We start from the raw sequence: 12,583 nt of genomic DNA, 5'->3' as shown, positions 1-12,583 counted from the left end.
ATCGCAGCGAATCCGGATGCCATCTTGCGCCCAGAACTGGTGCGTAATGTGAAAGGGGGCGCGGAGCGCAGACAGCAAAAAAGGCGGCGAGGGATGCCCCTGCCGCCTTCTGAACTGGCCGCTATGAGCCGGTCTGTTATTCCTCGTCGTCGTCCGGGCCGCCAATGGCGCCTTCGGCAACCTTCTGGTCGAGGTTGGCCAGCGAGACATCGCCGACGAGATAGGGGCTGGGGTCCACCGCAACGCCGCCGACGCGCACTTCATAGTGCAGGTGCGGGCCGGTGGAACGGCCGGTCGAGCCGACATAACCGATCAGGTCACCCTTGTGGACACGCTGCCCGGACTGGACCGCAAAACCGGAAAGGTGGCCATAACGGGTCTGCAGTTCGCCGCCATGTTCGATCTGGATGTAATTGCCGTAGCTGGAGAACCAATCTGCACGGGCGATCAGGCCATCAGCCGGGGCATAAACCGGCGTGCCCGACGGGGCGGCCAGATCAATACCCTTGTGGTTGCGGCGGCCACCCAGAACCGGGTGATTGCGCATGCCAAAGCCGCTGGTGAGCGTCATCTTGGCGAGCGGCGAACGCGACGGCACCGAAATGGTCGGGCGCGCGGCGGGCATTGCAACGCCCGTGCCGTTATCCAGAGACTTCCAGCTTGCGAAGAGCTGGCTGAATTCCTCGTCACCCTTGCCGAGCTGGGCATCGGGGCCTTCGGTCAGGTTATGAACGTTGGTGGTGATCTGGGCGGCGGTAGCTTCGGTCTGAGCCGAGGCGGGGCTGGCACCCATGATAGCCAGAGCGGCAAGTAGTGCTGCCGGCAGGGTGCGAAGCGAAAGCGAGAATACCATGTGCGACCTGTCTGTCCCGTCCTAAAAATCTTGCGCGGCTCTCGCCGCCCTCGATCCCCCAAGAGCGATGGCCCAGGAACAGGCCGGATGTTTATTCTCAAAAGCCGGGAAAGTGACCCCGTGCCCCCTGTTGACAGGGACGTAAACAGGGCCGTGCTCAGGTGGCAAGCGCGCCGTAGTAGCTCAGCGATAAACCGGCTGCGGAACGCGCTGAGTCGTTGAACGGTGGCTTAATAGCCCCGGTGAAATGGGTCGTGACCAGTTCCCGCCACAGGATTTCCGGGCTTTTTGCCACTCTGGCGCTCCATGCGGTGAAGTGTTTCGTCCCGGTAGAAACGTGGCGGATTTCATCGGCTAGAATGCGTTCGAGGATGCGGGCACCGCCTTCGTCACCCTGCGCACGCACCCGTTCGAGCGTGGCCGGGGTCACGTCCAGCCCGCGCGCTTCCAGCACCATCGGCACCACGGCGAGCCTCGCGCCGACATCGTGGCGGGTCTTTTCCGCCGCTTCCCACAGGCCGCCATGGGCGGGCAGGGCGCCGTAAAAGCTGCCCAGCGAGTGCAATTTGCGTTCCAGCAGGGCGAAATGCATCGCTTCATCCGCTGCGACGGAGAGGAAGTCCGACACGAAGCCTTCCCCCATCTCCGCGCCGAATCGCCCGGCCATGTCGAGCGCGAGATCGATGGCGACGAATTCGATGTGGCAAAGCGCATGCCACAGGGCGATGCGCGCCCGTTCGGAGCCGCCCTTGCCGCGCTTGGGCATGCGGTTGGGCGGCAGCAGTTCCGGCACTTCCGGCCATGCGGGCCTGTCCGGCATGGCGACGTCAAAAGCGTAATCCAGCCGCCCGAGCCGCCAGCTGCGCGCCACTTCCCGCGTGGCAAAGACCTTTTCCCGCGGGTTTGCGGTGAGCAGGGCGGAGCGAATCGCAAAGGCGACAGAACGGGACATAAGGAGGCCTTAGGGCAACCGAACGGAGCCTAGAGCGCCTTTGCGGCGGCCAGAACTTCCTCCGCGTGGCCCTTCACTTTCACCTTGCGCCAGACGCGGGCGATCTTCCCATCGGCATCGACGAGATAGGTGGTGCGTTCCATGCCCATATAGGTGCGGCCATACATGCTCTTTTCCACCCAGATGCCCAGTGCATCGGCAAGGCCATCCACTTCCGGATCGGAAGCGAGCGGAGCGGACAGGGCGTGCTTTTCGATGAACTTGGCGTGCTTCTTCGGCGGGTCCTTGCTGACACCCAACAGGGCAATCCCGGCTTCGGCGAATTCACCAGCCAGCGCGGAGAAATCCTTGTTCTCGGTAGTGCAGCCGGGCGTATCGTCCTTCGGATAGAAGAACAGAACCAGCTTGCTTCCCTTGTAGTCCGACGCTTTCACCACGCCGCCTTCGGGCTTTTCGAGGGCAATGTCGGGCACGGCATCGCCGATATCGGGGCGTTCGCTCATCATTCCATCTCCAGTGTTTCACCAAAGGTCGCAGCCCAGGCCGCCGCGACGCCGTGGCGCGCTTCGGCCAGCAGTTCAAGCAGATCGGGATAGCTGGCCGCGCCGCAACTGCGCGCCAGCACACCGCAGGCAGCAGCCGAGGGTTCCTGTGAATCGGGCGCCAGCAGCCGTGCGGCGACCAGCACGCGGATCAGCACTTTCTGCGCCTTGAGCAGATTTTCAGGCAGCAGCCCCGCCTCGATCAACCCGGTCAGCGCGCCGACCATTTCAGGCGTGATCGCGATCCGTTCGCGCAATTGCAGATAGTGAATCAGGAATTCCAGATCGACCAGCCCGCCGCGATGGAGCTTCACGTCCAGCACGCCCTTGGGGGGCTTATGCGCGGCCATTTCATGCCGCATCTTCAGCACATCCGCCCTGAGCTTTTCCGGATCGCGCGGCCTGTGCAGCACTTCGGCAAGGATCGCTTCCAGCCTTGCGCGCGCCTGTGGCGGGCCGGCCAGCACGCGGGCGCGGTTGAGCGCCATATGCTCCCAGGTCCAGGCGTCTTCCTTCTGGTAGCGTTCGAAGCTGTCGAGGCTGACCGAAAGCGGCCCCTGATTGCCTTGCGGGCGCAGGCGGGTGTCCACTTCGTAAAGCGGGCCTTCCGCCGTTGCCACGCTGAGCGCCGCGGTCACCCTTTGGGCGAGCCGGTTGAAATAGAGCGTGACGCCCAGCGGACGTTCCCCGTCCGACTGCAGGCCGGATTCATCTGTCCCGTCACCAGAACTGAACAGATAGATCAGATCGAGGTCGGAGGCATGGGTCAGCGCCCCGCCGCCCAGCCGCCCGAGGCCCAGCACCAGCAGATCGTGCTGCGGAATCCGGCCATGGACGCGGGCAAATTCCTCTTCCGCGCCCTTGAGGCACACATCCAGCGCGGCCTCCGCCGTGCGGCACAATGCCTCGGCGATCTCCAGCGGGTCTTGCGCGGCCTCGATCAATTGCACGCCCAGCGCGAAGCGGGTTTCACCCACCACGCGCCGCACCCGGTCGAGCAGTTCTTCATAGCCCACGCCTTCGGGCAGGCTGCGCATCCGCGCGGCCAGTTCATCGACACTGCCGGGCAGATCGAGCGCGGTCGTATCGATCAGCGCGTCGAGCAGGTCCGGCCGCCGGGCAAGTTCATCCGCCAGCGGCGGGGCGAGCGTGAGGATCGCCACAAGCTGTTCCATCAGGCCCGGGCGCGCTTCCAGCAGGCGGAACAGGTTCACGGCGCTGGGCAGATTGACCAGCAAGGTCTCCCACCGCGCCACGGCCCGGTCCGGGTCCGGCGCATTGGCTAGGGCTTCCAGCAGGGCAGGGAACACAGCCTCGAAGGCGGCGCGGGCCGCTTCGCTGCGCAAGGCACGCACGCGCCCGTCGCTCCACCCCGCGATCCGTTCGGCCAGATGCACGGGATCGGAAAAGCCGAGCTGGCCCAGCCGTTCGGCCAGTGCGCCATCCTGGCCCAGCGAGACAGGCGAGGCTGCACTGTCCGGCCCATCCAGCAGCGCGTCATACCGGCTTGCCACCCGTTCGGTGATCTCCGCCAGTTCGCCCAACAGGGCCGCGCCATCGGCAAGACCGTCCAGCCGGGCGACATTATCCAGCGCATCGCTATCAATTGGCAGGCTGTGCGTCTGCCGGTCCGCCACCATCTGCAGCCGATGCTCGATCTCGCGCAGCCGGTCATAGCTTTCGCCCAGAACCAGCGCGTCCTCGCCCGCGATGATCCCTTCATCCGCCAGCGCATCCAGCGCGGCGCGTGTGCCGCGCACCCGCAGGCTGGGCTTGCGCCCGCCATGGATCAGCTGATGGGTCTGGGCGAAAAATTCCACTTCGCGAATGCCGCCGCGCCCGCGCTTGACGTCAAAGCCCGGCCCCGGCGCCTGCGGCCCGCCATGGTGCGAGCGGATGCGCGCGGTCAGCCGCCGGATTTCCTCGATCGCCCCGAAATCGAGATTGCGCCGCCAGACGAAGGAGCGGATCTGGCGCAGAAATTCCTCGCCAGCCGCAATATCCCCCGCACAGGCCCGCGCGCGGATGAAGGCCGCCCGTTCCCACGCCAGCGCCAGCGATTCGTAATGGGAGAGCGCCGCATTGAAGGAAATCGCCAGGGGCGAAACTTCGGATGCCGGGCGCAGCCGCAGATCGACCCTGAAAACATAGCCATCCGCCGTCTGGCGCGAGAGCGTTTCCACCAGAGTGCGGGCAATGCGCTGCGCGGCTTCGCCCGGTTCGTCCCGCTCGCGCCGGGGCAGGGTCTGCGGATCGTAGAGCAGGATCGGGTCGATGTCGGAACTATAGTTCAACTCGCCCGCGCCATGCTTGCCCAGCGCCAGCGCGGTGAAGCCTGCCGGCTCTGCATCTTCCACCCGCGCACGGATCGCGGCGCCGATGGCCGCATCCATTGCCCGGTCAGCGAAAGAGGACAGTTCCGCCATCACCTGCGCCAGCGGGAAGGCCCCTGCCAGATCGCCGATGCCGAGCGCGACGGCCAGCCCCCATTTCTCGCGCCGCAAGGCCGTGGCGACATCCGGCGCGCCTTCGCCTGCAGCCTTGGCCCATGCCAGCGCATCCTCGCCCCTGCCCGCTTCAAGCAGGGCGACAAGCTGCGGCTGCCGGTCCAGACCCAGCGAGAGGAAGGGCGAATGCTTGCGGGCCCTTTCGAGCGCGGATTGCCAGGAACGTTCCATCGCCCCTTCCCTGCACTGCCGCGCCGGGGCGGGCAAGGGCGGGCAGGCCAGTGCCAGCGAACACGTGCCAAAGGACAGGTGCCAACGGACAGGTGCCAACGGACAGGCGCCAACGGACAGGCGCCAACGGACAGGCGCCAGCGGGCACCTGCTTGTGTCGCACCTTGCGCTCTGCCAAGGCTGGGGCGGTTCACGCATTCGAACAGGGTCCGCGATGCTACGCTTTCTCCTACCCGCAGGTGCAGCCTTGTTGCTGGCCGGCTGTGCCACCACCGGAACCGAAGGATCGGGAATGGCCAAAGGCATGACCGATGTGGCGGCGATGGACATTCCCGATGTGGAACCCGCCCCGATCGACACGGCGCTGATCCGGGAAGTGACGAAAGTGCTCTCGTCCGACGAGTTCGAGGGCCGCTTCCCCGGCACGACGGGCGAAACCAAGACGCTGGACTATCTGGTGAAGCAGTTCACTGCCGCCGGGCTGCAGCCGGGCAACAAGGGCAGCTGGTTCCAGGACGTGCCTCTGGTGGAAATCACCGGGCGCGATTTCGGGCCGATGAAGGTCTCCGGGCGCGACCGGAGCTTCGACCTTGCGCATAATGCGGACTGGGTTGGCGTCACCTATCGCGAACAACCGCAGGTCGAGCTGAAGGACAGCGAGCTGGTCTTCGTCGGTTATGGCATCGTCGCGCCCGAAAAGGGCTGGAACGATTATGCCGGGGTGAACATGCGCGGGAAGACCGCCGTGATCCTGGTCAACGATCCGGACTGGCTGACCGATGGGCTGGAAGGCCCCTTCGGCGGTGCGGCAATGACCTATTACGGGCGCTGGACCTACAAGTTCGAGGAAGCCGCCCGGCAGGGCGCGGCCGCCGCGCTGATCGTGCACGACACCTTCCCCGCATCCTATGGCTGGAATGTGGTGCAGGAAGGCTGGACCGGCCCGCAGGCCTTTGCCGAACGCGCCGATGGCGGGGCCGGGCAGACCCTGATGAATGGCTGGCTGCAGAACGATGCCGCCAGAAAGCTGATGGAGGCCGCCGGCAAGGATCTGCACACGCTGGAAGGCGCGGCGATGCAGAAGGGGTTCAAGCCGGTGCCGCTGGGCCTGTCTGTCTCCACCGCCTTCGGCAACGACATCCGCCGCTATACCTCCAGGAACGTGATCGGCATATTGCCGGGCACCACGCGGCCCGACGAATTTGTGCTGCATTCCGCCCATTGGGACCATCTTGGCCATTGCACGTCCGACGATAAGGGCGACGACATCTGCAACGGCGCGATCGACAATGCGGCGGGCGTTGCCGCCATGGTCGCGCTGGCCAAGGCGCAGGCGCAATCCGGTCCAGCCCAGCGCAGCATGGCCTTTGTGGCGCTGACGGCAGAGGAGCAGGGCCTGCTGGGCAGCGAATATCTGGCGGCCAATCCGGTCTTCCCGCTCGACCATATCGTGGGCGGCCTGAATATCGACACGCCGCTGCTGGCCGGCCCGGCGCGCGATGTCAGCGTGATCGGCGGCGGCAAGAGCGAACTGGACGCCTTCCTTGCCAAGGTGCTGAAGAAGCAGGGCCGCACCGCCACGCCAGACCAGTCCCCGCAGGCGGGTTTCTATTACCGGTCGGACCATTTCAGCTTCGCCAAGCGCGGCGTGCCGATGCTCTATGTCGAAGGGGGCGAGGATTTCGTGGACGGCGGCCCCGCTGCTGGCGGCGCCTGGCAGGAACGCTACACGGCCAATGCCTATCACGCGGCGAATGACGAATTCGATCCCAAGTGGGACTTCGGATCGATGAAGCAGGACATGGAACTCTATTACATGATCGGGCGGATGCTGGCCGAAAGCTCTGCCTGGCCCAACTGGGTAGCAGGCGACGAATTCCGCCGTATCCGCGATGCCAGTTGCAAGAAGACCAAGGGCGGTTGCTGAGACAGATAATGACCTTTCGAATGCCTTCAGAATTCGCCCCGCAGGACTGGCTGTGGATCGGCTTTCCCCACGATCCGGTGGAATGGCCGGATTCGCTGCCGCGCGCGCAGGAACAGATCGCGGCCTTCGCCAGCGCCGTGGCTGAAAGCGGGCAGCAGGCGCGCTTGCTGGTGCGCAATGAGGAAAACGAGGCCCGCGCCCGCTCTCTGGTGAGCAGCGCCGTCACGGTGGAGCGGCGCGTCTATGGCGATGTGTGGCTGCGCGATACCGGCCCGCTGGTGGTGATGGACGAAAGCGGCAACCGCATTGCCCGGCGTTTCGGCTTCAACGGCTGGGGCGGCAAATATCTGATGGAGGGCGATCAGGAAATCGGCGCCGAAATCGCGCGCGATGCCGGGCTGGCCGTGGAAAGTTGCGACTGGATTCTGGAAGGCGGCGCGATCGACAATGACGGGACCGGCCTTGTCGTGACGACCGAGCAGGTGCTGCTCAACCCCAATCGCAACCCGCAGCTATCCCGCGCGGACATCGAAATGCGGCTGGCTCGCGACCTTGGCTTTGGCCGGGTGCTGTGGCTGGGCGACGGGCTGCTGAACGACCATACGGACGGCCATGTCGACAATCTGGCCCGCTTCGTGGCCCCGGGCGTGCTGGCCCTGCCGGTGGCCAGCGGGGCAAGCGATCCCAATGCCGCAGTCTATGACGATGCGCGGGCACGGGCGAAGGCCTTCGGACTGGAAGTACGCGACATTCCCTCGCCCGGCCTGGTCGGCGATGAAGATGCCGAACCGGCCAGCTACATGAACTTCGCCATCACTTCCAAGCTGGTGGTGGTGCCCACTTACGGCACGGCAATGGATGCCGAAGGCGTGGCGGCTGTGGCGGCCTGTTTCCCGGATCGCGAGACCATCGGCCTTCCCGCCGACGGTGTGCTGGCGGGCGGCGGCAGCTTCCACTGCGCCAGCCAGCAAATGCCCAGCGCCAGCGCCGGAAACGAGGCTTAACGCTTCATTAGGGCATTCGGGGCGAGAAAGCGTGCATGGCACGCGCGCTCGCCCTCGCTTACGACATGGCACCCGATCCGGTGGAAGTCCTCCGCCGCGTCGTGGTCTGGGGCTGCGCTTTGGCCCTGATTGCCGCAGGGCCTGCGCTTCCCGCGCTGTTCTAAGGCCCGGCTTTCCCCTTGCCTGCGCGTGCTGCCTCCGCCGCCGCACCTTCCTTGCCCAGCTTGAGCATATAGGCGCGGATCGATTCGGCCTGATTCTTCGTCAGCTGTTCGGAGAAGCTGGCCATGCCGTTGTCCTGCAAGGCACCGTCGATCACCACGGAACGCCACGCATCCGCGCTCAGCGCATATTGCGATCGGAACAGGTCCGGATTGGTCGGCCCGGCATGGCAGATGCTGCAATAGGTCAGATACCATTTCTGGCCTTCTTCCAGCTGGGCAGGCGTGAACTTCTCGTCGCTCACCGCGAAGGGCGGGGGCGTATAGGGCGGACGTTCCGGCAGCTTGGCCGTGCCGCCAACCTTGAACACCAGCAACTGGCCCGGCGGGGGCGGGGTTTCCATCCAGTCCGCCGGACGCGCCATGCCCATGGAGCCGCCGTAACCGGCCAGCACCGCGACATATTGCACGCCATTCACCCGGTAAGTGATCGGCCCGGCCATCACGCCCTGCCCGGCATTGAAGGTCCACAATTCCTTGCCGTTTCGCGCGTCATAGGCGTGGAACTGGCCATGGGCATCGCCCTGGAAAACCAGATTGCCGCCGGTCGCCAGCGTGCCGCCATTCCACGGCCATGGCCGCTCGACCTTCCATGCGGCCTTCTGCTTCACTGGATCCCACGCAACCAGCCAGCCCATGAAGGCGGCCTCGTGCTCCTGGCCCTTGGGCGGCGGGCCGCCCATATTGACGCCGGTGTTCCAGCGTCCGGGGTGGCGTTCGTAATTCACATTGTCCGACATCACGATGGGCGCGTGCATCGCCGGGATGTAGACCAGCCCGGTCTTGGGCGAATAACTCATCGGCATCCAGGCATGGGCGCCGAGGCCGGACGGATAGATCATGTAAGGCTTGTTGGCGAAACGCGCCTCGGGCTTTTCAACCGGGCGGCCAGTGACGAGGTCGATCTTCTCGGCCCAGTTCTGGGGAACGAAGTTCTCCGCGCTGATCAGCTTCCCGTTGCTGCGGTCGATCACATAGAAGAACCCGTTCTTCGGCGCCTGCATCAGCACCTTGCGCGGCTTCCCGTCGATGGTCAGATCCGCCAGCGTGATCTGCTGCGTGGCCGTGAAGTCCCAGGTCTCGCCCGGGTTCACCTGATAGTGCCACTTGTACTTGCCCGTATCCGGATCGAGCGCGAGGATCGAGGAGAGGAACAGATTGTCCCCCTTGCCTGCCGAGCGCGCGCGGTGGTTCCAGGGTGAACCATTGCCCACGCCCACGATCAGCTGGTTGAAATCGGCATCGTAGACCACCGAATCCCACACGGTGCCGCCGCCGCCCATTTCCCACCAATTGCCGTTCCAGGTCTTGCCTGCGAATTTGGCAAAGGCTTCATCCGAAGCGGCCCCGTCCGGCCCGTCGGCCGGATTGCCGGGCACGGTGTAGAACCGCCAGACCAGCTTGCCCGAATTGGCATCATAGGCGCTGACATAGCCGCGCACGCCCAGTTCGGCGCCCGAATTGCCGATGATGACCTTCCCGCGCACCACCCGCGGGGCCATGGTGATCGTATAGGGCTTCTTCTGGTCAACCGTGACGGTGGACCACAATTCCTTCCCGCTGGCCGCATCCAGCGCAATCAGCCGGCCGTCGATCGTGCCGACGAAGACCTTGCCTTCCCACACCGCGACACCGCGATTGACCACGTCGCAGCAGGCATGGACGCCCTTGGCGCCGATATTCTTCGGATCGTACTGCCACAGCACTTCGCCCGTATCGGCCTTGACGGCCATCACCTTTGACCATGCGGTGGAGAAATACATGATGCCATCCACCACGATGGGCGTGGCTTCCTGCCCGCGGTTGGTGTCCAGCTGCACGGCAAAGGCCAGCCCCAGCTTGCCCACATTACCGTCGTTCACATCTTCGAGCGGGGAGAAGCGCTGTTCGGCATAGGTGCGGCCATAGGACAGCCAGTTATCGGGATCGTCCTCAGCGGCAAGCAGCCGCTGCTCGTCGATTGCTCCGTTATCTGCCTGCTGGCTGCAGGCCGCAAGCAGGGCCAGTGCCGCTGCCGCCAATGCGCGCTTGAACATCCATCCTCCCGATCCCGGGGCGTTTCGCCCTTATGCGAGCGCACAATAGGCGGAACCACGCGGGCCGCAAGCGCCCGTTTTCACCGGGGGGAGTTCACAGGGGGGAGGTTGGCCCCGCCGGTCGGCCCGGCGGGGATTTCGCGATCAGTTGCGCAGGTCAGGCGCCTTGGCGCCTGCCACCAGCCGGGCAATCGCATCGTCGAGCGAGAGGAATTCCTGCTGCTGTTCACCCAGCGTACGCATGGCAACAGTGCCTTCATCGGCTTCGCGCTTACCCACCACCAGCAGGTGCGGAACCTTGGCCACGGAATGTTCGCGCACCTTGTAGTTGATCTTCTCGTTACGAAGATCGGTTTCCACGCGAATGCCCGCGGCCTTCAGCTTCGCTTCCACATCGCGGGCATAATCGTCCGCATCGGAAACGATGGTGGCCACCACGGCCTGCACCGGGGCCAGCCACAGGGGCATGCGACCGGCGAAATGCTCGATCAGGATGCCGATAAAGCGTTCATAGGAACCGAAGATCGCGCGGTGCAGCATCACCGGACGATGGCGTTCGCCATCCTCGGCAATGTAGCTGGCATCGAGACGTTCGGGCAGCACGCGGTCCGACTGGATCGTGCCCACCTGCCAGGTGCGGCCGATGGCGTCGGTCAGGTGCCATTCCAGCTTGGGCGCATAGAAGGCGCCTTCGCCCGGCAGTTCTTCCCATCCATATTCCTCGGTGTTCAGGCCTGCAGCGGCGACCGCGTTGCGCAGTTCGTTTTCCGCCTGATCCCACATCTCGTCCGTGCCGAAACGCTGTTCCGGACGCAGGGCGAGCTTGATCGAATAGGTGAAGCCGAAGTGCTTGTAGACCCGGTCCGCCAGCTGGCAGAACTTCTGCACTTCGTGGACGATCTGGTCTTCACGGCAGAAGATATGCGCATCGTCCTGCGTGAACTGGCGCACGCGCATCAGCCCGTGCAGCGCGCCATGCGGTTCGTTGCGGTGGCAGCAGCCATTTTCGTAAATGCGCAGCGGCAGGTCGCGATAGCTTTTGATGCCCTGCTTGAAGATCAGCACGTGGGCCGGGCAGTTCATCGGCTTCAGCGCCATCCAGTCCGCATCGCCCGAGATGATCGGCCCTTCGTCATCCACGTTGGGAACTTCGTCGGGGATGACGAACATGTTCTCGCGATATTTGCCCCAGTGGCCGGACTGTTCCCACTGGCGGGCGTCCATCACCTGCGGCGTCTTGACTTCGCGATAGCCGGAATCGTCGATCGCGCGGCGCATATAGGCTTCCAGCTCGCGCCAGATGAGATAGCCCTTGGGGTGCCAGAACACCGAACCATGGGCTTCGGCCTGGAGGTGGAACAGGTCCATTTCCTGGCCCAGCTTGCGATGGTCGCGCTTGGCGGCTTCTTCCAGCCGCGTCAGATGCGCGTCGAGCTGCTTCTTGTTCAGCCAGCCGGTGCCGTAGATGCGGCTGAGCATCGCGTTCTTCTGGTCGCCGCGCCAATAGGCGCCCGAAACGCGGGTCAGCTTGAAGGCCGCCGGGTCCAGCTTGCCGGTGGAGGCAAGGTGCGGCCCGCGGCACATGTCCAGCCAGTCATCGCCCGACCAGTAGACCGAAAGTTCCTCGTTCTCGGGCAGTTCGGCGGCCCATTCGGCCTTGAAGCTTTCGCCCTGCTGCTTCCAGCGGCTGATCAGTTGTTCGCGGCTCCACACTTCGCGGCGCAGCGGCTTGTCCGCCGCGATGATCTTGCGCATCTCTGCCTCGATCGCCGGAAGATCCTCATCCGTGAAGGGCCGGTCTTTCGGGGCGAAATCATAATAAAAACCATCGTCGGTCGACGGGCCGAACGTGATCTGCGTGCCGGGAAACAGGCTCTGCACCGCTTCGGCCAGAATATGCGCGAAATCGTGGCGGGCCAGTTCAAGCGCCTCTGCCTCGTCGCGCGACGTGACCAGCGCGAGCTGCGCATCGCCCGTGAAGGGCCGGGTAATATCGACCAGTTCGCCATCCACGCGCGCGGCCAGCGCTGCCTTGGCAAGGCCCGGCCCGATGGCCGCGGCAACATCCGCCGGGGTGGACCCGACCGGCATTTCGCGAACCGAACCGTCAGGCAGGCTGATCTTCAACATCTCGCTCATCGAACCCGTCTTTCATTCCAGTGGGGGCGCCATGGCAGAATTGGCCGTGCGCGCAAAGGCCCGGCGTCATTCGGATCGGCAAGGTTCGGGAGGGAGACGCCGCACCGCCCGAACCCGGGCGGCGGCACGCTTCGTTAGGCGACCGCCCGCCCCCGGGAAACCCGGGTGGTGGTGGTAGTCAGCGGCGTGAGACAATTTTGCGTCATCGGCGCCCATATAGGCAAACTTCGC

9 protein-coding genes are annotated in these 12,583 nt (G+C 64.9%); 3 read left to right on the top strand and 6 right to left on the bottom strand.

Features of this window, described 5'->3' with window-relative positions:
* Positions 1–136: 136 nt before the first annotated feature.
* From SZ64_RS14490 to SZ64_RS14475, 4 genes are all read right to left on the bottom strand, one after another.
* A complete protein-coding gene (locus SZ64_RS14490; protein WP_347230266.1) occupies positions 137–793 on the bottom strand; it encodes a M23 family metallopeptidase in 657 nt (218 codons plus the stop codon).
* Between the two features lie 217 nt (positions 794–1,010).
* Positions 1,011–1,805, bottom strand: a complete 795-nt coding sequence (locus SZ64_RS14485; RefSeq protein WP_054531474.1) for a ferritin-like domain-containing protein — start codon at positions 1,803–1,805, stop codon at positions 1,011–1,013.
* A 29-nt stretch (positions 1,806–1,834) separates the two neighbouring features.
* Complete coding sequence (locus SZ64_RS14480) at positions 1,835–2,308, bottom strand: peroxiredoxin (RefSeq protein ID WP_054531473.1); 474 nt, start codon at positions 2,306–2,308, stop codon at positions 1,835–1,837.
* Positions 2,308–5,025, bottom strand: coding sequence for a bifunctional [glutamine synthetase] adenylyltransferase/[glutamine synthetase]-adenylyl-L-tyrosine phosphorylase (locus tag SZ64_RS14475; protein ID WP_054531472.1), 2,718 nt, complete (start codon positions 5,023–5,025; stop codon positions 2,308–2,310). The genes SZ64_RS14480 and SZ64_RS14475 overlap by 1 nt, the downstream gene beginning before the upstream one ends.
* Positions 5,026–5,317: 292 nt before the next feature.
* Between SZ64_RS14475 and SZ64_RS14470 the strand changes: the two genes are divergently transcribed.
* The 3 genes from SZ64_RS14470 to SZ64_RS19035 are packed head-to-tail and all read left to right on the top strand — an operon-like array spanning position 5,318 to position 8,120.
* Positions 5,318–6,952 (top strand): M28 family metallopeptidase, encoded by a 1,635-nt coding sequence (locus SZ64_RS14470; RefSeq protein WP_241773047.1) that lies wholly within the window; start codon positions 5,318–5,320, stop codon positions 6,950–6,952.
* Between the two features lie 8 nt (positions 6,953–6,960).
* Positions 6,961–7,956, top strand: a complete 996-nt coding sequence (locus tag SZ64_RS14465; protein ID WP_082384605.1) for an agmatine deiminase family protein — start codon at positions 6,961–6,963, stop codon at positions 7,954–7,956.
* A 35-nt stretch (positions 7,957–7,991) separates the two neighbouring features.
* Complete coding sequence (locus tag SZ64_RS19035; protein WP_277813742.1) at positions 7,992–8,120, top strand: hypothetical protein; 129 nt, start codon at positions 7,992–7,994, stop codon at positions 8,118–8,120.
* Here SZ64_RS19035 and SZ64_RS14460 read toward each other — a convergent pair.
* Together SZ64_RS14460 and thrS are read right to left on the bottom strand one after the other, a co-directional pair.
* Positions 8,117–10,213 carry a PQQ-dependent dehydrogenase, methanol/ethanol family gene (locus SZ64_RS14460; protein WP_054531470.1) on the bottom strand — a complete coding sequence of 699 codons (2,097 nt, stop codon included), beginning with the start codon at positions 10,211–10,213 and terminating at the stop codon, positions 8,117–8,119. The two genes, SZ64_RS19035 and SZ64_RS14460, sit on opposite strands and share 4 nt — an antisense overlap.
* Positions 10,214–10,357: 144 nt before the next feature.
* Positions 10,358–12,352, bottom strand: a complete 1,995-nt coding sequence (thrS, locus tag SZ64_RS14455) for a threonine--tRNA ligase (protein WP_054531469.1) — start codon at positions 12,350–12,352, stop codon at positions 10,358–10,360.
* Positions 12,353–12,583: the final 231 nt, after the last annotated feature.

Source organism: Erythrobacter sp. SG61-1L (assembly GCF_001305965.1).
Lineage (GTDB): Bacteria > Pseudomonadota > Alphaproteobacteria > Sphingomonadales > Sphingomonadaceae > Andeanibacterium.
The sequence above is the reverse complement of the archived record's forward strand: the minus strand, read 5'-3'. Positions and strand labels throughout refer to the sequence as shown.